Here is a 19,442-nt window from a genome sequence, read left to right as displayed (position 1 = left end):
AGTCATCAATAAAAGGAAATGTAAGAAATAGCTCTTATTAAGAATGCAAAATCCTTAATGAAAATTCTAATTGAGAGATACCGATCCAATCTATTAATGACATTTGCTGATGAAGCTCATTAATAGTTTGAATCGTTAACGGTTCGAAAATATATATCCCTAACTAAACATACATAGAAAGAGATCCATTAGGAATTTTTTTCTGGATAGTCTTTTTTAGGACTATCCAGTTTTTCTTTTTGAGGAGTTATGAATTCCTGAAGTCCCTGCTTAGCGAGACGGATATTTCCCTTTCTTTCCCGAAAAAATAATTGATAAATATTTCCAAGTGAAATATACTTTTTTGTAAAGGTCAACTTTATTTTTCACGAAAATGAAAACGTTATCACATCATGAACCTTATTTCTGATTTTATTACTAAGTCTCGGATTCTATTATCAATAAGGGAAGGTGTGGTTTTTTGAAAAAATTATCTATTGGAATGTTTACCTTTATGCTGTATTTTGTTCCTTTATCAAGTACTTCACCTGGCTTTGCAGAAGTAAAACCAGATTACAAGCTATATGTGATGGCGCCATTGGGTGAAATAACAGATTGGGAAGCATTTAAAGCAGAATTGATTCAGTTGAAGGAAAATGGAGTATATGCAATAACAACAGATATCTGGTGGGGATTAGTCGAGAGTAAAAAAGATAATAAGTTTGAATGGTCCTATTATAAAAAATATGGGGAGGTAGTGGAAGCTTCCGGTTTAAAATGGGTGCCCATTTTATCTACGCATCAATGTGGTGGTAATGTGGGTGATGATTGTAACTATCCCATCCCAAGTTGGCTCTGGAAGAAAGATTCTGCCGAAAACATGGCATTCAAGAGTGAAAGTGGTTACTGGAATAAAGAAGTACTTGCTCCATGGTGGGATGGAACAGCTGATCAATACAACGAATTGTACAAATCCTTTGCAACGAACTTTGCTGATAAAAAGGATCTAATTGTCAAAATCTATCTAAGTGCAGGTCCAGCTGGGGAATTGAGATATCCCTCCTATCAAAATGCAGACGGTTGGAACTATCCTGAGAGGGGACAGCTTCAAGTTTATACAGAAGGTGCGAAACGGAATTTCAGGCTTACCATGAAAGAAAAATATTCCACTATTAAAAAACTCAATGCTGCTTGGGGAACAGAGTATAAAAAATGGAATGAGATTCAACCGCCAGGTAACGGGGATGAATTTTTTACTAGTGGTGAAGCAAGTGACACACAATTTGGAAACGACTTTATGGAGTGGTATCAAGGAGCTCTTGAAAATCATCTTTCAAAAATTTCGAAATTTGCCCATAAACATTTTGATAAAGTTTTTAATGTACCAATTGGGGCTAAAATCTCAGGTGTCCATTGGAAAATGAATGATCCAGTTATGCCGCATTCAGCAGAGTATAGCGCTGGTTACTATAATTACTCTCAACTACTTGAGCAGTTTAAAAAGTCTAATTTGGCCCTCACGTTTACTTGTTTAGAAATGGGTGATTACGACGCCCATACTGCACCATACTATAGCGCTCCTAAAACGTTAGTGACTCAAATCGCTACTTTAGCTAAAAAGAAAGGAATTTCCTTAAACGGTGAAAATGCACTTCCTCTTATCAATAATGAATGGGGTTTCGATAATATAGCAGAAATGGTTTTCAACTACGATTTTGACGGCTTTACCTTGCTTAGAATGTCATATTTATTCGATGATGAAGGAAATCCAACAAATGAGTTTAGGATGCTGGCAGATAAATTAGAAGGTAAGTCTATTCCAGTTACATTCACAGTTGAAAATGTACCTGTCTCACCCAATCAGGGTGTTTACTTGATTGGTGATAGAGGAGAAATCGGCAGGTGGAATCCTGCAGATTACGAATATAAGCTAACCCAAAATCCAGAAGGCAACTGGAGTGGAACATTCCATTTAGCCGCAGATCGATTCTATGAATTCAAGTTTCTCATAAAAGATGAAAATGGAAATACTACATGGCAAGATGGTAAAAATAATAGCTATAAAACTCCTTTGAATGGTAAAGGAAACTACAAAACCTCATGGTAGATAAATATATAAGGAGTTAAAAGAAAATGAGTACTAATGATAGGTAGGCAAAGCTACTGTTTAGAGGGAATGGTGAAATACGATTTGGAAATTTGAAAAAAAATACCTTACTATTTAAAAAAAAGATTTAAGAAGAAGTAATTAGATACTTAGTAAATGGTTGGAATAGATGGCTTATTAAGTTGGCTAGTAATCAAAATGTAAATCGTTTGTCATTGTAATACCCTTGATGTTAGGAGTTTATACGTATAAACTTTATTTAATATTGAGGAGTGGTTAAGTTGAAAAAGGTAACAATAGACAAATTAACATTTAAAAATCATCTATCGACGATTGAACAACTTTCATTGAAAGATTTTATGTTTAAGTGGCTAGGTAACCCCGAAGAAGGTTTAGATGATTTTCTTCCACTTACGTACACAGATACTGTCTTTGCAAAGATGGAAACACCATTGGAAACCAATTTTCGGATTCAAGGTGATGAAACCTTAAGATATGTAACAATAACGGAAGATAATCAGATTGTTATAGGGGTCTTGGACCTAAATCAAGAGTTAGCGTTTAGAATTTTGTCTCTAGAGGAGCATTTGGAATCAAATCTGAACCGTTAGTTGAACAAGATAACAGAACCTGCCATAAATAAAGCCTTGTAATTTTAAGGAAATGCTTTTTAAAATTTTTCCATCTATAGAGTAATATTAGCTTTTTGAGTTGTTAGAAATTAAATTGGGCAAATAATCAATGAATAGACAATTTTGTCCTATGAAATTTAATTAGGAAAACACCCTAAATGTTCGAATTGGATTCTATATCTGAACCTAAGAAAATAGACTTTCAAACGTTTTCCTATTATTAGGGTTTTTGTATAAGATAGTGAAATGGAGTAAACTGAACGAAAAAAATTGACTTTAAGTTGAAATTGAATCTAATAAACATCCGGAACTAAATCTAAATAGTGAGTATGACCAAACATTACTTTCCGTTATATTTATGGCCCATTGTATGTTTTAAGTGTCCAATCACTAATTTATAGCAATCTTGTAATTCTGGAGACATATTTTCATTCTTCACTAACATCCTTAAGGTCTTCTCTGTTTCAGAGACTACTTGGTGTTTAATTGACCTAGTTTGTTGTATCGACATTTTATTCACTCCTTTTCTTAATATTATTGACATATATCAATTTAATTAATCTCAATTTGCCAAAATTACATTAATTTTATACGAGGAAGAGTTTACTTTTTAGGATTATACAATTGCCTATGCGGACTATTTATTTCTGTTGGAATTCTCTGAAATCGGCACCTGCTAGGTTAATCTTTTCTAAACTAAACTAAATAGAATCAGATGCTATTTCTAAAAGTGAATGAAAATTATATGAAATGTTTGAATAGCCCTTCTCAATGTGAGAGGGGCTATTCTTACTTTAGTTGCTTAGCTTTCTGTATTTAGTGTGAATATGTGGTACTTAATTATATAGTAATTACGCTTTTGACATTAAGCCCGATTTACATATATACAGATTTTGCAAACGTGCTGATGCAAGGGTGGCGACGTGGCTACCTACTACAATAAAGTTGATTTATTTATTGTAGAATAGCGGCAAATAATTTGTTGCAACATGTAAAACTGTGTCAGATTTCACTAATAATATGTTTGATATTAAAGGTATCAAGTTCTTATTGGAGAAATATTAATATCATGGCGTTTTTTAACGAGAGTATAACTACATGGAATTAAGAATTTCAACTTTAAGGAGGGCTCTTAATTATAATACAATTGTATAAAATATTAGGTATCTGTTGTTTCACTCTCTTTTTTCAAACAATATGGTCCCCTGATATTTTTGCCGAACAAAAAACGTATAAAATTGCGGGAGAATGGGCTCTTCCACCTTTTTCATTTAAAAATAAGGATGGAGAGCTGACTGGTATTAACATTGATATAATGGAGAAAATAGCGGATTATAATGGGCTTGATTTTGAATATATTCCTATGGGTATGCAAGATGCGGAAAAGGCATTAAAGGATGGATCTATTGATGCGATTGTTGGTAGTACATATAGTACCGAAAAAGATAATCAATTTGATTTTACCCAATCATATTTCACAATGTCTCAATCAATAATTATCCCAAACGCCAAGCAAAATGATATTCATACTCTCACAGATTTACGTAATTCACATGTTGTACTTGATAATAACACGCCAGTAATCAGCACATTTTTGAACATGAGAAATACAAACCTAACTACTGTTTCTAATCAATACTCGGGTATTCTAACATTATTGAACAAACGGGCAGATGTATTTATCGGAAACAAATGGACTGCAGACTATTATTTAAAAAAGTTCAGACAAGAAAATCATTACATCATACTTGATGAAGTTATTGAACCCGCAGATTATACGATTGCAGTTAAACAAGGGAATCAAACGTTGCTTTTCATGATGGACAATACACTCACTGAACTTAAAGCAAATCGAAATTTAAACGAGATAATTGATAAATGGGTCATGCCTCAATCCAATCAAAAAATTGCCAAGCTGGAGCAATTTATCTTTTGGTTAATCATAATCTTAGCCGCAGTAGCTCTGATCCTTTTAATTATTTACATATGGAATCAAAAACTTAAGAAATCAGTCCATGCCCAAACAAAGAGTCTACACCTTTTAAATAAGGATTTACAGATGCAACGGCAAAATATTGCTAATAGTAAAGCATTTAAAGATCAAATTTTAAACAATATAAATACAGGGATCATTACATTCGACCTTGATTTTGTAATAACTAGCTGTAATACAAAAGCATCGGATATTCTTAACATCTCCGCGGAAAATATTTTGAATCTTAGGAATTATCCAACTCTAATAAGGTTATTTAATAGTTCCTATCAAGAACATGAAGAGAAAAATGGGACAAACTATTTTCAAGTTTTGGTATTAAATGAGGAGAGTGAACGCAAAGTAATCTCGTATACGGTACATAAAATGTACAATTCTGAAGAAATACAAACAGGATTCTTACTTTCCATGAATGATGAGACGGAAAAGAAACTATTAGAGAAAAAATTGGTCACTCAAGAAAAGTTGCATGCACTTGGTCAACTAGTCGCAGGTGTTGCACATGAAATTCGGAATCCCTTAACATCTATAAAAACTTTCATAGATCTGCTTCCGAGTAAATATGAAAATCCTCAATTTCGCCAAGTTCTTATGGAACACTTGCCTACTGAAGTAAACCGGTTAAATGCGATTGTTACTGATCTAATTGATTATGCACGTCCACGTCCACCAAATATACGAAATTATTACGCTCACGAACTTATTTCTTTACTTGCTTTTCATAAGGTAACTATGGAAAAAAAACAAATTAATTTTGAACAAACAATTGATGAAGATCTTGTTTTTTATATAGATTTACAACAAATTCATCAGGTGCTTCTTAACTTAGTATTAAATTCTATTCAAGCGGTAGAAGAAACAGAGCATAAAACTATTAAAATTACAATTGATAAAATGAACGAAAAAACAGGACGGATTGTCATAGCTGACACGGGCAAGGGGATGAAACAGGAGGAACAAAATCACATCTTTGAACCTTTCTTCACCAATAAAGAAAAAGGGGTCGGATTAGGCCTTACGTTATCATACAGACTAATTAAAGAAAATAATGGGGATATTTATGTGAAAAGTTATCTTAATTCAGGAACAAAGTTCGTCATCTTATTACCTTTATCTGAAGAACAAGAAGCCATTTTGAGTTAATAATGTTATTAAATCTTTTGTTATGATTATAAAAGGAGGAACAGAAATATGAAGCCACATGTGCTAGTGATTGATGACGAACCTGCAATTTGTACAGCTCTTAGCTTTGCATTAGAAGACGATTATCAAGTTGTCACTACTACAGATCCAGATGAAGGTCTTCGACATATTGAACAGATTTCAGTTGATATTGTTCTACTTGATTTGCGGATTGGAAGTAAAAGTGGATTAGATATTCTTCAAAAAATTAAACACAGGTCCCCCAATGTTACTGTAATTATGATGACGGCCTATTCATCTATTGATACTTCCATTGAGGCAATAAAAAATGGGGCCTATTACTATATCGAAAAGCCTATCAATATAGAAGAACTGTCATTGCTTTTAATGAGGGCAGCCGAATTTAAACAGATGTCCAATCAGTTAGAGACGCTTCATGAAGAATTAGAGAAGACAAGAGGATTCGGAAATTTCCTTGGCAACAGCAAAGCAATGCAACGTATTTTTTCAATGATCGAAAGAGTGAAGGATATTGATTCAAGTGTTCTTATTACAGGAGAAAGCGGAACTGGAAAAGAACTTGTCGCCCGAAGCATTCATACTTTAGGAAGACGAAAAAACAATCCAATGCAGATTGTTAATTGTGCAGCTATACCTGAGATGTTGCTAGAATCTGAATTATTCGGTTATGAAAAAGGAGCGTTTTCCGGTGCCACACAGCGGAAGGAAGGGAAATGCGTTGCTGCCGATGGGGGTATCCTTTTTCTCGATGAGATTAGTGAAATGCCACTTCCTCTTCAAGCTAAATTATTACGTGTGCTACAGGAACGGGAAGTAACACCTCTTGGTTCCAATACAAAAATATCATTGGATTTCCGTATTATAAGCGCAGCTAACAAAAATCTAGAACAAATGGTAATGGAAGGTAAGTTCCGAGAGGATTTGTATTTCAGACTAAATGTTATCCCAATTTCTATGCCACCATTAAGAGAAAGAAAAGAAGATTTACCATTGCTTATGGATTATTTCATCAAAAAACACGCTAAGGATATGAATCGGGAAGATAAGACGTTCACAGCATCAGCACGTCGGTTGTTGCTAGATTATCATTATCCAGGGAATGTGCGCGAGCTTGGTAACATTATAGAGTATGCTGTTGCCCTTTCAAACTCAAATAATATGGAAGATACTGACCTGCCACAATATGTTCAAGAACAAAAGCTAATATTACAGTCTGGCAGTCCCAATGAAGACTTTAACAGTTTTAGTATCCCAATCGGAATCTCGATGAAAGAGATAGAGGAAAAAGTAATAACAGCTACGCTTCAATACTGTAAAAATCACCGACAAAAAACAGCACAAATTCTAAAAATTTCAGAAAGAAGCCTTCGCGATAAAATTAAGCTTATTTCAAATGGGGAATAAGAGATAAATTAAATCAACCACTTACCGGCATTTTTTTCTGGGTACCCGGCAAAAAATGCCGATTTTTAAGATTAAAATGCACAAAAATTCGGCAGGAATTGCATTTTATAGCTATAAATCGACTTGGCACAGTACTTGCATTTAACTTTACTAAGAAAGGAGGGCCAATATGAAAAATGGAGCACTCTTTATAAAAGCTGCTTTGTTATTTTGTTTCATAACAGGATGCTCTTTTATGAATGAGCAGCAGGAAATAACTACACCTGCTAATACCTTAATTCAGAAGCAATTAATTTCTGAGGGTCAGGATTTAAATAATCGGCTGCTAATTATTGCAACAGGAGATATGTCAGGAGTTTATTTTTCATTAGGACAAGTATTGTCCAACTTGTATGAAAAATATAATGGAGCTGTATCGGGGACTCAAGTCACTCATGCATCTATTGAAAATACTGAATTAGTTAGCCAACATCAAGCAGAAATTGGGTTTACTACTGTAGATGTACTTGATTTGCCAGAAACGAATAAATCAAAGTTACGTGCATTAACCACCCTTTATTCAAACTATGTTCAAATTGTTACAACGAAACAAAACAATATTGATTCCTTAGAAGATTTAGTTGGGAAACGCATTAGTATTGGCACGTCAGGAAGTGGTACAAGACTGATTGCAGAACGGGTCCTCTTGGAAACTGATTTACCGCTTGACCAATTGAATTTATCCTATCTTTCATTTTCTCAATCTGCAGAAGCATTACGTAATGGTACTATTGATGTGGCTTTCTTCTCTTCAGGTATCCCGAATAATGAAATCGCTTTCATCTCAAAGGAAACGAATCTCTCATTTATACCTATACCGGAAGATATCATTGACCGCCTTCAAAAACAAAATGGTGGTTATACAAAGAATGAAATTTCAAGTGACACATATAAAGGAATGAAAAAGAATATTAAAACGATTTCAATTAAAAATGTCTTATTAACTTACGACGAAATGTCAGATTTGCAGGCGTACAATCTTGTTAAAACATTATATGAACATCTGCCTGAGTTGCAAGCATACACATCCGGTCGCATCTGATATTTCAATAAATGAAGCAACTATGCAAATTCCTATTGAGTATCATCAAGGTGCCATAAATTATTTTACCGAACAAGGAATTATTCATTAATAAAGTAAAATGGGGAGGTTCATCAATTGAAAAAAATAATTAGTTTATTCTCAATAATATTATTGGTTATGCTTGCAGGATGTGGTAATCCAACGCCACAAAAGCCGGGGGAAGCAACTCAAACAAGTACAGGTGAAAAAGGTGAGAAAAAAATTACGATAGCCGGTAATGGCGGGGTTATTGAAAGTGCCATTCGAGATGTGATTGCTCCAAAATTCAAAGAAGAAACTGGGATTACAGTTAACTATATTTCGGGTTTATCAGGTGAAATTTTGTCAAAAGTGGAATTACAGAAAAACTCTCCACAAATTGATGTTGCCCTTTTTGTACCTGTTGATGTAATACGAGCTCAAGACAAGGGACTTATTGATTCCGTTGATGAGTCTAATGTTCCAAATATGAAATCTGTAGATTCGCGATTCATTCCAATTGAAAAGGCTGCTGCTCCAGTATTCGGCTTGGTTATTGCACCAGCTTACAATACAGAAACATTTAAAAAGAAAGGGTTAAAATCGATTGAATCTTGGAACGATCTTGTATCTCCAGATTACGAGGGTAAAACGGCATTTTCAGACATTACGAATGATTGGGGCTTTAATACTCTTAATGGTTTAGCAATTTCAAATGGCGGCAGTACAGACAACATGGAGCCAGGGCTTGAAAAAGCAAAAGATCTTGCAGGATATTCGAATACTTTTTATAAAAATTCAACACAAATGATGCCAGCTATCCAACAAGGAGCTGCTGACGTAACCGTGATGGGAAGTTATTCTATTGGCGAACTTGCTGTTTCAGGAGTTCCAATCAAAATGGCTGTTCCTAAAGAAGGTGTGCCGCTTCAAGCATTTAGTGCTTCACTTGTGAAAAATACACCTAACAATGAAGAAGCACTTGAATTTATCAACTATTTAATTAGTGAAGAAGCACAAGAGCTAATTTCTGAGAAAGGATTTTATCCGACGGTAGAAGGAATGAAAATTTCAGAAAAATTCGAAGAGTCAATCGGACTTAAAGAAACCGATAAAACATTCAAACCTGATTTTGCTAAGTTTGCTGAGATTCGTGCTGAAGTATCTGACAGATGGGCAAAAGAAGTAACTCCTGAACTAGGTAAAAAACTCAAATAAAAAGGAGCGGGTTGAACACATGGAAGTCTTAAAAAACGATGTAGAAATTAAAAGGACACATACACATCTTGAACCAGTACAACACTTAGGTTCAAATAAAAATGATGTAGAGGTAAAAGGAGCATTTAAACAATTTGGATCAAATGTTGTATTAAATGGCATTGATTTAGAGGTGAAGCAAGGAGAGTTACTTACTCTTCTTGGTCCTTCTGGATGTGGAAAGTCGACAACCTTAAATCTTATTGCAGGTTTCCTCGATGCAGATCGAGGTGAGGTTTATATTAAAGGGAACAATGTAACGAAAGTTCCGCCATATAAGAGAGATTTAGGTATGGTTTTTCAAACTTATTCCCTTTTTCCTCATATGACAGTATATGAAAATCTTAGCTTTGGATTGAAGTTGCGAAAAGTAGGTAAAGCTGAACAAAAAAAGAAAATAAGTAAAGCACTGGAATTAGTAAAAATGTCAGGATTGGAAAATCGTTATCCGAGAGAATTATCAGGAGGGCAACGTCAGCGTGTTGCTATATCCAGGGCACTTGTAGTTGAGCCAGAACTCCTTTTACTTGATGAGCCCCTTTCAAATCTTGATGCTAAGTTACGCCATGAGCTAAGAGCCGAGATTAAACGTTTACAAAAGGAGATTGGGGTAACAACTATTTTTGTAACACATGATCAAGAAGAGGCTCTGTCTATGTCAGATCGAGTAGTGGTTATGAATGCAGGTAAAATCGAACAAATCAGTACCCCAACTGATATTTACAATCATCCTAAAACAGAATTCGTCTTTCAATTTATTGGAAAGTCAAATTGTTTTGAAGGTAAAGTTTCAGAAGTGGATAAGCGGAGAATTTCAGTCAAAATAGGTGATGATATCACTCATGTTGATGCAGATAATATCATGGGAAATGATAGCAATTTGAAAGCTGGGGATGAGGTGAAGATGTATATTAGACCCGAAAAGGTACAAATTGTTCCTGCAGAAGAAACCGCTTTATCACTTTTTGATTACCATAAAGCCAAGATTAGTCAAATTAATTATCTTGGTACGTCATGGGAAATTAATGTTTTATTACAAGGGAAAAGTGTTCAAGTTTTGACTTCTTCTTTTAATTCTTCATGGCAAAATGGGAGTGAGGTGTATATCGGATGGAGCCCATCAGAAGTTATGCTAGTCAAGAAATAGAAAAGGATATGAATCCAATAGAGCCACAAAAAGAACCTAAATTCAAAAAAAGAAAAGTTTGGATACCTGGACTACTCCTTTTAACACCTATTTTATTATTTATCTTTGGTTTCTTTGTCATTCCAATGCTATACATTCTATATTTAAGCTTTATTTCAACTGATAATCTTGGTGGGGCAGATGCAGTATATAGCTTGAAAAACTATACACAAATATTTACGGATAGTTACTATTTGTCTTCTTTATGGTTGACAGTGAAAATCAGTTTATATTCGGTTTTAGTTTCTCTATTTCTAGGTTATCCAGTAGCAATGACAATGGCAAAAAGTTCACCACGAATTAGAGGGTACATCACTCTCTTGATCGTGTCACCACTTTTGGTAAGTATAGTGGTTCGTAATTTTGGTTGGTATCTATTGCTACTGCCTAACGGAACGATAAATCAAACGTTGATGGCTCTAGGTATTATAGATACTCCATTGAAACTACTATTTTCGGAAATTGGAGTTGTTATCGGGCTTTCTAATGCATATCTGCCTTTCATGATCTTATCTATTGTTGCTAGCTTATATAATATTGATCCTTCTTTAGATAAGGCGGGAGCAATTCTTGGGGCAAGTCCTTTCAGAAGGTTCTTTTCAATTACTTTGCCGCTAAGTATACCTGGTATTGTCTCTGGTTGCATTCTTGTATTTAGCTTGTCGATGAGTGCCTATGTTACACCTGCACTAATGGGTGGAGCAAATGTACCTGTTATGCCAGTTGTCATATATGATCAAATAAATAACTTGCTTCACTGGACATTTGGATCAGCTCTTTCTTATATTCTATTAGCAACAACGGTCATTTCAGTAGCTGTCTTTACTAGAATGTTTGAAAAAGGGAAATTTAAGGAGGTATTCCGATGATGAAAACTCTTGGTGGCCTTCGCATCGCTGTTGCTGTGTTAGCAATAATCTATATCTTAATACCACTCATTGTTGTTATACCTGCTTCTTTTACAAGTGCTAATTATCCAAGTTTTCCAGCAGAAGGTTTCTCACTACAATGGTATACCAAAATTTTAGAACGCCCTGAGTTTTTGGAAGCATTTATTAATAGTGCCAAATTCGCCGCCTTAGCAGCTATTTTCTCCGTCATATTTGGAACTTTAGGGGCTCTTGGCATTGCAAAGTATGATATACCCGGCAAATCGTACATTACGGCACTCTTAACTTCTCCATTAAGTGTGCCGCAGCTTGTTTTAGGTATTGCACTGTTGATGTATTTCACACCAATGATGCTTGCCGGTACTTCTACAGGATTTTTAATTGCCCATATTGTCATTTGTATCCCATATGTAATGCGTCTCGTTTTAACTGGTTTAAGTGGATTTGATTATAATCTTGAACGTGCTGCAGCTATACTTGGTGCTAATCCACTTACTGTTTTTTTGAAAGTGACACTTCCGCTTATTGGATCAGCTGCTATCTCAGGAGGACTATTTGCATTTCTAACATCATTTGATAATGTAACTGTCTCTCTTTTTATGGTATCACCTGAAATGCGTACGCTTCCAATTGAGATTTTTTCACAAATGCAGGATGCCTATAATCCAATCGTTGCTTCCGTGTCAAGCGTAGTTATTTTCATATCAGTCGTTCTAATCGTTATACTTGAAAAAATTCAAGGTGTCGGAAAGGTTTTCGGCGGTTCTCATCATACGAACGGTTAATAGAAACGTAGACAATAAGTTTATTATTCACTAGCTTGAATTAATTAATTTTTCAGACATTTTTCCTGCAGGTTTTTACACAATTTGTCCATTCAAATAAGATAAACACCGTTTTGCTGCTGATAAAGGAGCCGTTAGGATGGGGACAGAAGGGTTAACCAGCTTTGCTACATGTTCCATACTATATTGGGAAAGCACAATCACTTCTGTTCTTCCATCCATTTGTTCAACCATCATTTTTACCCGCTCGTCATGTTCTGTTCTTTTTCCTTGCGATAATAAGTGAATAATCCCAGGATCAACTATGGATTCCACATTACAGTCTGGGTTTTTATCTCTTAGATAGTTTTGAAGGGCGATTGGTGTTTCTTTTACTGTAGATATTAGACCGATACTATTATATTGAAGTGCTTCATCAAGCATCGCCTCATCTGACCGAAATAACTTCACAGGATAAAGAGGTTGTAAAATTGATGTAATATCGTTAAATGCAGAGCAGGTAAGTTGAATACAGGAAACACCAGAGTCATAGGCTAAGTTCACTAATAAAGAAAAGCGGCGAATGATTTCTGGAGTTAGCGTGCCGCTTTTTTCCATTAAAGCAAGCAGGTTCGTGTCCATGAAATGAAGAAGCTCAAGGTCTGGTTCAACTGTCTGAAACGCTTTTTCAATCGGATTTAGTGCGGTTGTTGTTGCATGAATCAATGCAATTTTCAATAGAAACCCTCCTTTTCCTTTAATTTCATTATATCTAGCAGGACACTGCAACGCTATCATATTCTTGAATACGAATGACAGAGGTTACAAAATCACTTCGATAAAAACCTCATTTAATAAAAAATGTTGGATAGGTGTTCAATAAAGTATGTCTCTTGTTAGGAAAATGATAAAGTGTTTGACTGAAGAAGTGATATCACTTATCGATGATCTTTTCTGTCGTGAAACTCGATTCATATGTGTACAATCTTTTCGATCAGCCATATTTTTATTCGAAAACTATAAAGTGGGTATGATGATTTTTTCTATTCATTTATCTCTAGATTATTATAGAGAAGGCAGTGAGAAGCATGGAGAAAGAAGTACTTGCTGAAATAAGTCAGATTATCCCCAGTGACAGAATATTTAATGATTTATCAGAAAGGTATTGTTATAGCTATGATGCTTCTTTTGGAGAGTATTTACCTGAAATAGTTATTCAACCAAAGAATGCAAATGAAATTAGTAAATTAGTAAAATTGGCAAATATACATATAAAAGCTGAAGAAGTGGGATTGTTCTATCCACCTGACCCTAGTAGTTCCAATGTGGCCACAGTCATCACTGTTAATCCTGGCTGTCAGATGCAAATGAGCATTGGCATTCAAAGAGAGGGAGCGGCATAGCGGATCAAAAGTATGCCACTTGTTGAAATACTCACTGAGGCTTGCGGATTACATTAATGGAAAGAACAATGCGGTAATTAGTCAATAGAACAAGTAAGCATAAAAAGCACCAGTAATTCCTTTAAATAAGGAGAAATTGCTGGTGCTTTTTGTTAATCCATAATAATCTATTTCATGCTCAATTCTTAAAGCATATGTTACGAAATTATATGATTGATTTCAATACATACTATAACTGTCTGACTCGGTAGATGGCATTATCAGTTGCTCGAAATGTGTTGGTAAGAAATCTAAGGAGAACTTATATAAACAGTTTAATTTTTATTGTACAGAAGCGGATGTTTCTATTCCATTTTTTTAACTTCATTTTATCGAAAGCTAGGGTGAGCCGCCTCGATGACCCCTTTTAGTTCGATTGATTAAAACCTTTAATTGATATTACTAATCATAAGGCCTTGAAATTTTACTATATTAACATATGGAAAAGGGTATAATAAGAAATATAAGAATAAATTTCTTAGTAAAAAGGATATTTGTAGTATCGGGTTTAATTTTTTATAAAACCTTAGATACTTACATAAAGACAGAAGGAGAAATGATTCGTTTGAATAATAAAGAAGCAAAAAAATTGAGTTACCTGCAAATTATGAGGAATTAAAAAAATCTGCCAATCGTACATCGAATTGGAGAGAACGTTTAGATGCGATTGAAGAGTTAGGTCAGTTCAATAATAAACAAGTTATCGATGTACTTACACATATAATGAATAGCGATGCTGTGTATAAGATTCAAGAGGCCGCTTACCGTAAACTTAAAGCATTCGGTGAAGATGTTCAATTACCTTCAAGGAAAAAAGGAGAATTGATTAAGGGATTACGAAAAATCCTGTTAAGAATTAAGAAGAGCTTACCTGAAGATCATACGTTTAAAGAATTCAAAGAGAAGTTAAAGAAAATGAGAATGGACATTTATGATATTTACGAAGGTGAAAAGGGAGCGGACTTTGATAATTGGCTTGAAAACACATGGACAGCCTTATCTAAAAAGTAAATATTAAATGACACAATTTTTATTTTAAAGAATATAAAGTAAGTTACTCGTTCAACTATTAGCGTTTTAGTTTAATAACATAAGAAAAAGGAGCATTGTTTTGCTCCTTTTTCTTATGTTTAAATATCATTACATTAAAATTCACAAAAGTAATGTTCTTCTGATTCACTCAATATTGAATTCGTTAATAATTAATCATATTCCATATTAGGTGTTGTCTTACAAAGCATAAGCTGAGAAAACCAATATAGATGAAGCCATAAAGCAAAAGGTTCTTCTAATGGGAAACCTTAGCTCCAAAATGCACTCCAAACACTTTGTACATTTCATTGTATATATAATGAATTATTTATTAATTCCCCCTAAAAACACATTTTCTTTATAACTCAACATAAAGTTAGTAATACATATATTTGAATTCATACGTTAATGAACGTATATATTATGCTTGAGCTTGAGTATGTTGATCAGAAATTGATAGAAAACTTTTCTCCTAGAAGTAATTTAATGTCCAAAGATATAGATGTTAATTACATAACACGAAAAACCCTTTTTAGTATTCGCTTTAATGGTGGCTACCATCATCGAAGTATTCAAAAAGAACCTATCTACTCCTTAGTTGCTTCTAGTTTTCAAGACTGTTACAACCTCCAATACTTAGAGACAAAAATATCTTTTTCTGAAATTAACAATATACAAGGAAACCAAGAGGCAAAACATATTCTGAAGTTATAGATAGCGCAGGAATACTTGTGTTTTTTTTAGAGGGAAATCTGTTTGCTTACATTGATGATATATTAGATTACTTATTTTGGGAAATTGATATTTGATAACAATTAACCAAGAATAATAATGATAACGAGGGGATTCTATATGGATATTATCGGAAAAGGTGTAATTCGTAAAGATGCATGGGATAAGGTGACAGGACAAGCGATTTACACCGGTGACCATAAAGAAACAAAAATCCTTCATGTTAAAAAGGTAATTAGTCCGTATGGACATGCCAATATTAAAAATATTGACATAACCAAGGCTGAAAAAGTTGCTGGAGTTCGTGCAATCATAACTGGCGGGAATTTACCGCTAACAGGAGAAGAGATCAGGGATAGGTACCCCATAGCTCAAGATAAAGTCCGCTATCATGGAGAAGTTGTCGCACTTGTTGTTGCTGATACACCCAAACAAGCAAAATTTGCAGCAGACAGTATTCAAGTTATTTATGAACCTTTACCTGTTATCAATTCACCAATGGATGCCATAAATCCTAAATATCCTTTACTCCACCCAGATTTAGATACCTATAAAAAAATATCCGAGGTATTTCCTGAGCCAGGTACAAATATAGCAAATCGAACCAAAATCCGAAAAGGTGATATGAAAAAAGGTTGGCAAGAGAGCGATATTATTGTCGAGGAAAAGTTTTCTTTTTCCCCTTCAGATCATGTTGCTATGGAAACAAGATGTTCCTTGGCAGAAATTCGGGCAGATAATAAAGTTGTGATAAGTTCTTCTTCTCAAGCACCATTCATGATCAAGCGTTTAATAAGTGATTATTTTGGTGTTGAAATTGGAAATGTTATTGTAAACACGCCTCTAGTTGGAGGTGCTTTTGGTGGTAAAGCCTCGGTACAACTTGAACTATTAGCCTATATTGCATCAAAGGCTGTTAATGGAAGGCTAGTAAAAGTTGAAAATAGTCGTGAAGAGGATATTTTGACATCACCATGTCATATAGGATTAGATGCGACAGTGAAATTAGGATGTACAAAATCTGGTTTGCTTCAAATTGCGGAAATGACTTATCTTTGGGACGGAGGAGCATATGCTGACAAGGCTACAGACCTGAGTCGTGCTGGAGCAGTTGATTGCACTGGTCCTTACCATATAGAAAATATTTGGTGCGATTCTCTTTGTATGTATACGAACCATCCATATGCCTCACCTTATCGTGGCTTTGCGCATTCAGAAGTTTTGTTTGCATTTGAGCGGACTATGGATTCCCTTTCCAAAAAGCTTGGAATAGATCCACTTGAACTTCGTGAAATGAATGCGATACTCCCTGGTAATTCCACTCCAACCCAGGTTCAATTGAATTCTAGCACGGTAGGTAATCTCCCTAAATGTATAAGTGAGCTTAAGAAAAAAATGAATTGGGAAGAGGGCCAGCTAGTTAAAATAAACGAAAATACAATAAGGGCGAAAGGGATAGCTTGTGTATGGAAAACTTCTACGATTGATACCAACGCTGGCTCAGGTGTCATTTTAACCTTTAATCCTGATGGAAGTGTAAACGTCATATCAGGAGTAATAGAAATCGGTACAGGAACGAAAACGGTTTTAGCACAGATTGTATCTGAAAAATTGAAGATGGATATTGATCATGTAAAAGTTCAGATGGAGGTAAATACACAGAGTACTCCAGAACATTGGAAAACTGTAGCAAGTCGTGCGACATTAATGGCAGGGAGGGCAGCGATTCAAGCTGCCGAAGATGCTCTATTACAAATAAAGCAACTTGCTTCCATTGTGTTAAGAGCCCCAGTTGAAGACATCGACCTCGGTCAAGAAAGGGTATATCTAAGGGGCGATCCTGAAATTGGAATACCATTCAATCAGTTAGTTTATGGATATAAATATCCTGATGGAAGTGCAATAGGAGGACAAATAATCGGTAGAGGACAATATACCATTCCACACATAACAAATTTAGACCCCGAAACAGGTGCAGGCAAGCCAGGACCTGAATGGACAGTTGGTGCACAAGGGGTTGAAGTAGAGTATGACATAAATGAATATACTTACAAGATAGTCAAGGCAATATCTGTCATTGATGCAGGAAGGGTACTGAATCAAAAAACTGCAGAAGGACAAATAATGGGTGCAATGAGCATGGGCTTAGCTTTTGGCGGACGTGAAACGTTCTACTTTGATAACTTTGGTAGGGTGTTGAATCCTCAATTTAGAACATATAGACCGTTAAGATATGGAGAAAATCCTGAATATATTTGTGAATTTGTAAATACACCACAATTAGATGCTCCATATGGCGCTAGGGGCCTTGGAGAACATGGTCTTCTTGGCATGCCAGCCGCTCTCGGTAACTGTTTATCTCTTGCTGCTGGAATACCATTAAACCAGTTGCCGTTAATCCCTGAACTTATTTGGAGAGGGAAGAAAGGGAGTAGACTGTGATGTTATCTTACAATTTCGAATACTATAAACCAAAATCCATAAAAGAAGCGATAGAACAATACCAAACATTAAAATCACAAGATAAAAAACCTTTGTACTATGGTGGAGGAACAGAAATTTTAACATTAGGACGTCTGAATTATATATATACCGATGCGATTATTGATTTGAAGGGTATTCCTGAATGTAAGGTATTCGGCTTTCAAAACAATGAACTAATCATTGGTTCAACATTGAGTTTAAGTGTATTTGAAGAAAACAAGGTGTTCCCTTTATTAACGAATACTTCAAAAGAGGTTGCGGATTATTCATCAAGAAATTCAATTACTATAGGTGGAAATATATGTGGACAAATTTTTTATAGGGAGGCTGTACTGCCATTTTTATTATCAGATAGTACTGTTATTATTGCAGGACCAAGCGGAGAAAAAAAATTTTAATTAATGAGATTTTTAATAAAGAATTACGCCTGGACGAAGGGGAATTTCTAGTTCAAATTGGTACAGAAAAAGAATATCTAAAAGCACCATACCTAAGTGTAAAGAAACGTAAGCAATGGGACACGGGATACCCACTTTTAACAGTTGCTGCTTTAAAAAAAGACGGGATTATTAGATTTGCATTCAGTGGGGTATGCTCATATCCATTTCGTTCAATTCCAATGGAAAAAATACTAAATGACAAGAAATTATCTTATAAGGAGCGAGTTTTAGCTTCTTTTGAGTATTTACCAAGTCCTATATTAAACGATATTGAAGGATCAGATGGATATAGATTATTTGTTTTAGAAAATACCCTATCTAATATTTTGTCATATTTAGGTGGTGAAGAACTTGAATAGGTACCCCACAAATCAAAGAATCACAATTAATTTAGAAATAAATAAAGAGTGGTACGAGATAGATATACTGGCTTCAGATATATTGCTTGATGTACTCCGAGATAAAATCGGACTTACTGGAGCTAAACCTGGGTGTTTAAATGGGGACTGCGGGGCTTGTACTGTGATAGTGAATAATCAGCCAATAAAATCCTGTTTAATGTTAGCTATTGAGGCAATTGATACAGAAATTCTTACAATAGAAGGTCTCAAGGATACACCGATTCAAAGAGCATTTGTAGAGCATTTTGGTTTTCAATGCGGGTATTGTACATCAGGATTTATATTGATTTGTCAGGCATTACTCCTTAATGACAACAATCCTAGTCCTGAAAAGATTAAATCATGGCTTTCTTCGAATATTTGTCGTTGCACCGGATATAAAGAAATTGAAGAATCAATACGTTCAGTAATAAACAATATAAAAAATCAATCAATTAAGTGACGTTTGTCAGTA

Annotated in this window: 16 protein-coding genes and 1 pseudogene; 15 read left to right on the top strand and 2 right to left on the bottom strand. The window is 34.8% G+C overall.

Annotated features, from left to right (window positions below):
- The first annotated feature begins 460 nt into the window (after window positions 1–460).
- Window positions 461–2,086 (top strand): family 14 glycosylhydrolase, encoded by a 1,626-nt coding sequence (locus JFU50_RS24330; RefSeq protein ID WP_201224541.1) that lies wholly within the window; start codon window positions 461–463, stop codon window positions 2,084–2,086.
- Window positions 2,087–2,367: 281 nt separating this feature from the next.
- A complete protein-coding gene (locus JFU50_RS24325) occupies window positions 2,368–2,697 on the top strand; it encodes a hypothetical protein (protein ID WP_201224539.1) in 330 nt (109 codons plus the stop codon).
- A gap of 361 nt (window positions 2,698–3,058) precedes the next feature.
- Here JFU50_RS24325 and JFU50_RS24320 read toward each other — a convergent pair whose 3' ends face one another.
- The gene (locus JFU50_RS24320) at window positions 3,059–3,229 is read right to left on the bottom strand and encodes a hypothetical protein (RefSeq protein WP_201180498.1); all 171 of its coding nucleotides are present in this window, start codon (window positions 3,227–3,229) and stop codon (window positions 3,059–3,061) included.
- Between the two features lie 636 nt (window positions 3,230–3,865).
- On the opposite strand from JFU50_RS24320, the gene JFU50_RS24315 reads away from it, so the two are divergent.
- From JFU50_RS24315 to JFU50_RS24285, 7 genes are all read left to right on the top strand, one after another.
- Window positions 3,866–5,854, top strand: a complete 1,989-nt coding sequence (locus tag JFU50_RS24315; protein WP_201224537.1) for a transporter substrate-binding domain-containing protein — start codon at window positions 3,866–3,868, stop codon at window positions 5,852–5,854.
- A gap of 48 nt (window positions 5,855–5,902) precedes the next feature.
- The gene (locus tag JFU50_RS24310; RefSeq protein ID WP_201224535.1) at window positions 5,903–7,279 is read left to right on the top strand and encodes a sigma-54-dependent transcriptional regulator; all 1,377 of its coding nucleotides are present in this window, start codon (window positions 5,903–5,905) and stop codon (window positions 7,277–7,279) included.
- A gap of 169 nt (window positions 7,280–7,448) precedes the next feature.
- Window positions 7,449–8,360: a TAXI family TRAP transporter solute-binding subunit gene (locus JFU50_RS24305; protein WP_201224533.1), complete on the top strand. Its 912-nt coding sequence runs from the start codon at window positions 7,449–7,451 to the stop codon at window positions 8,358–8,360.
- A gap of 117 nt (window positions 8,361–8,477) precedes the next feature.
- Window positions 8,478–9,578: an ABC transporter substrate-binding protein gene (locus tag JFU50_RS24300; RefSeq protein WP_242485258.1), complete on the top strand. Its 1,101-nt coding sequence runs from the start codon at window positions 8,478–8,480 to the stop codon at window positions 9,576–9,578.
- A gap of 19 nt (window positions 9,579–9,597) precedes the next feature.
- Window positions 9,598–10,764: an ABC transporter ATP-binding protein gene (locus JFU50_RS24295; protein WP_201224531.1), complete on the top strand. Its 1,167-nt coding sequence runs from the start codon at window positions 9,598–9,600 to the stop codon at window positions 10,762–10,764.
- Window positions 10,728–11,672, top strand: coding sequence for an ABC transporter permease (locus JFU50_RS24290; RefSeq protein WP_397329748.1), 945 nt, complete (start codon window positions 10,728–10,730; stop codon window positions 11,670–11,672). Before JFU50_RS24295 ends, JFU50_RS24290 begins: the two co-directional genes overlap by 37 nt.
- Window positions 11,672–12,478 (top strand): ABC transporter permease, encoded by an 807-nt coding sequence (locus JFU50_RS24285; protein ID WP_176527609.1) that lies wholly within the window; start codon window positions 11,672–11,674, stop codon window positions 12,476–12,478. Before JFU50_RS24290 ends, JFU50_RS24285 begins: the two co-directional genes overlap by 1 nt.
- A 75-nt stretch (window positions 12,479–12,553) precedes the next feature.
- Here JFU50_RS24285 and JFU50_RS24280 read toward each other — a convergent pair whose 3' ends face one another.
- Window positions 12,554–13,195, bottom strand: a complete 642-nt coding sequence (locus JFU50_RS24280) for a hypothetical protein (RefSeq protein WP_201224529.1) — start codon at window positions 13,193–13,195, stop codon at window positions 12,554–12,556.
- 350 nt (window positions 13,196–13,545) lie between these two features.
- Here JFU50_RS24280 and JFU50_RS24275 point away from each other — a divergent pair, with 350 nt between their 5' ends.
- The 6 genes and pseudogenes from JFU50_RS24275 (at window position 13,546) to JFU50_RS24255 (ending at window position 19,430) form a co-directional block, all read left to right on the top strand.
- The gene (locus JFU50_RS24275) at window positions 13,546–13,860 is read left to right on the top strand and encodes an FAD-binding oxidoreductase (RefSeq protein ID WP_201224527.1); all 315 of its coding nucleotides are present in this window, start codon (window positions 13,546–13,548) and stop codon (window positions 13,858–13,860) included.
- Window positions 13,861–14,487: 627 nt separating this feature from the next.
- Window positions 14,488–14,910 carry a HEAT repeat domain-containing protein gene (locus JFU50_RS24270; protein WP_201225175.1) on the top strand — a complete coding sequence of 141 codons (423 nt, stop codon included), beginning with the start codon at window positions 14,488–14,490 and terminating at the stop codon, window positions 14,908–14,910.
- A gap of 444 nt (window positions 14,911–15,354) precedes the next feature.
- On the top strand, window positions 15,355–15,645 hold the full coding sequence (locus JFU50_RS30465; protein ID WP_207198826.1) for a hypothetical protein: 291 nt from the start codon (window positions 15,355–15,357) through the stop codon (window positions 15,643–15,645).
- 138 nt (window positions 15,646–15,783) lie between these two features.
- On the top strand, window positions 15,784–18,105 hold the full coding sequence (locus JFU50_RS24265) for a xanthine dehydrogenase family protein molybdopterin-binding subunit (protein WP_201180487.1): 2,322 nt from the start codon (window positions 15,784–15,786) through the stop codon (window positions 18,103–18,105).
- Window positions 18,105–18,946, top strand: a pseudogene (locus JFU50_RS24260) (FAD binding domain-containing protein). Before JFU50_RS24265 ends, JFU50_RS24260 begins: the two are co-directional and overlap by 1 nt.
- Entirely contained in the window at window positions 18,939–19,430 is a 492-nt protein-coding gene (locus JFU50_RS24255) for a (2Fe-2S)-binding protein (protein WP_201180486.1), read from the top strand. Before JFU50_RS24260 ends, JFU50_RS24255 begins: the two are co-directional and overlap by 8 nt.
- Window positions 19,431–19,442: the final 12 nt, after the last annotated feature.

The organism is Peribacillus sp. TH14, from assembly GCF_016651145.1.
Classification (GTDB): domain Bacteria; phylum Bacillota; class Bacilli; order Bacillales; family DSM-1321; genus Peribacillus; species Peribacillus butanolivorans.
Note: the sequence above shows the minus strand (reverse complement) of the source record. Positions and strands in the feature narration are given on the sequence as shown.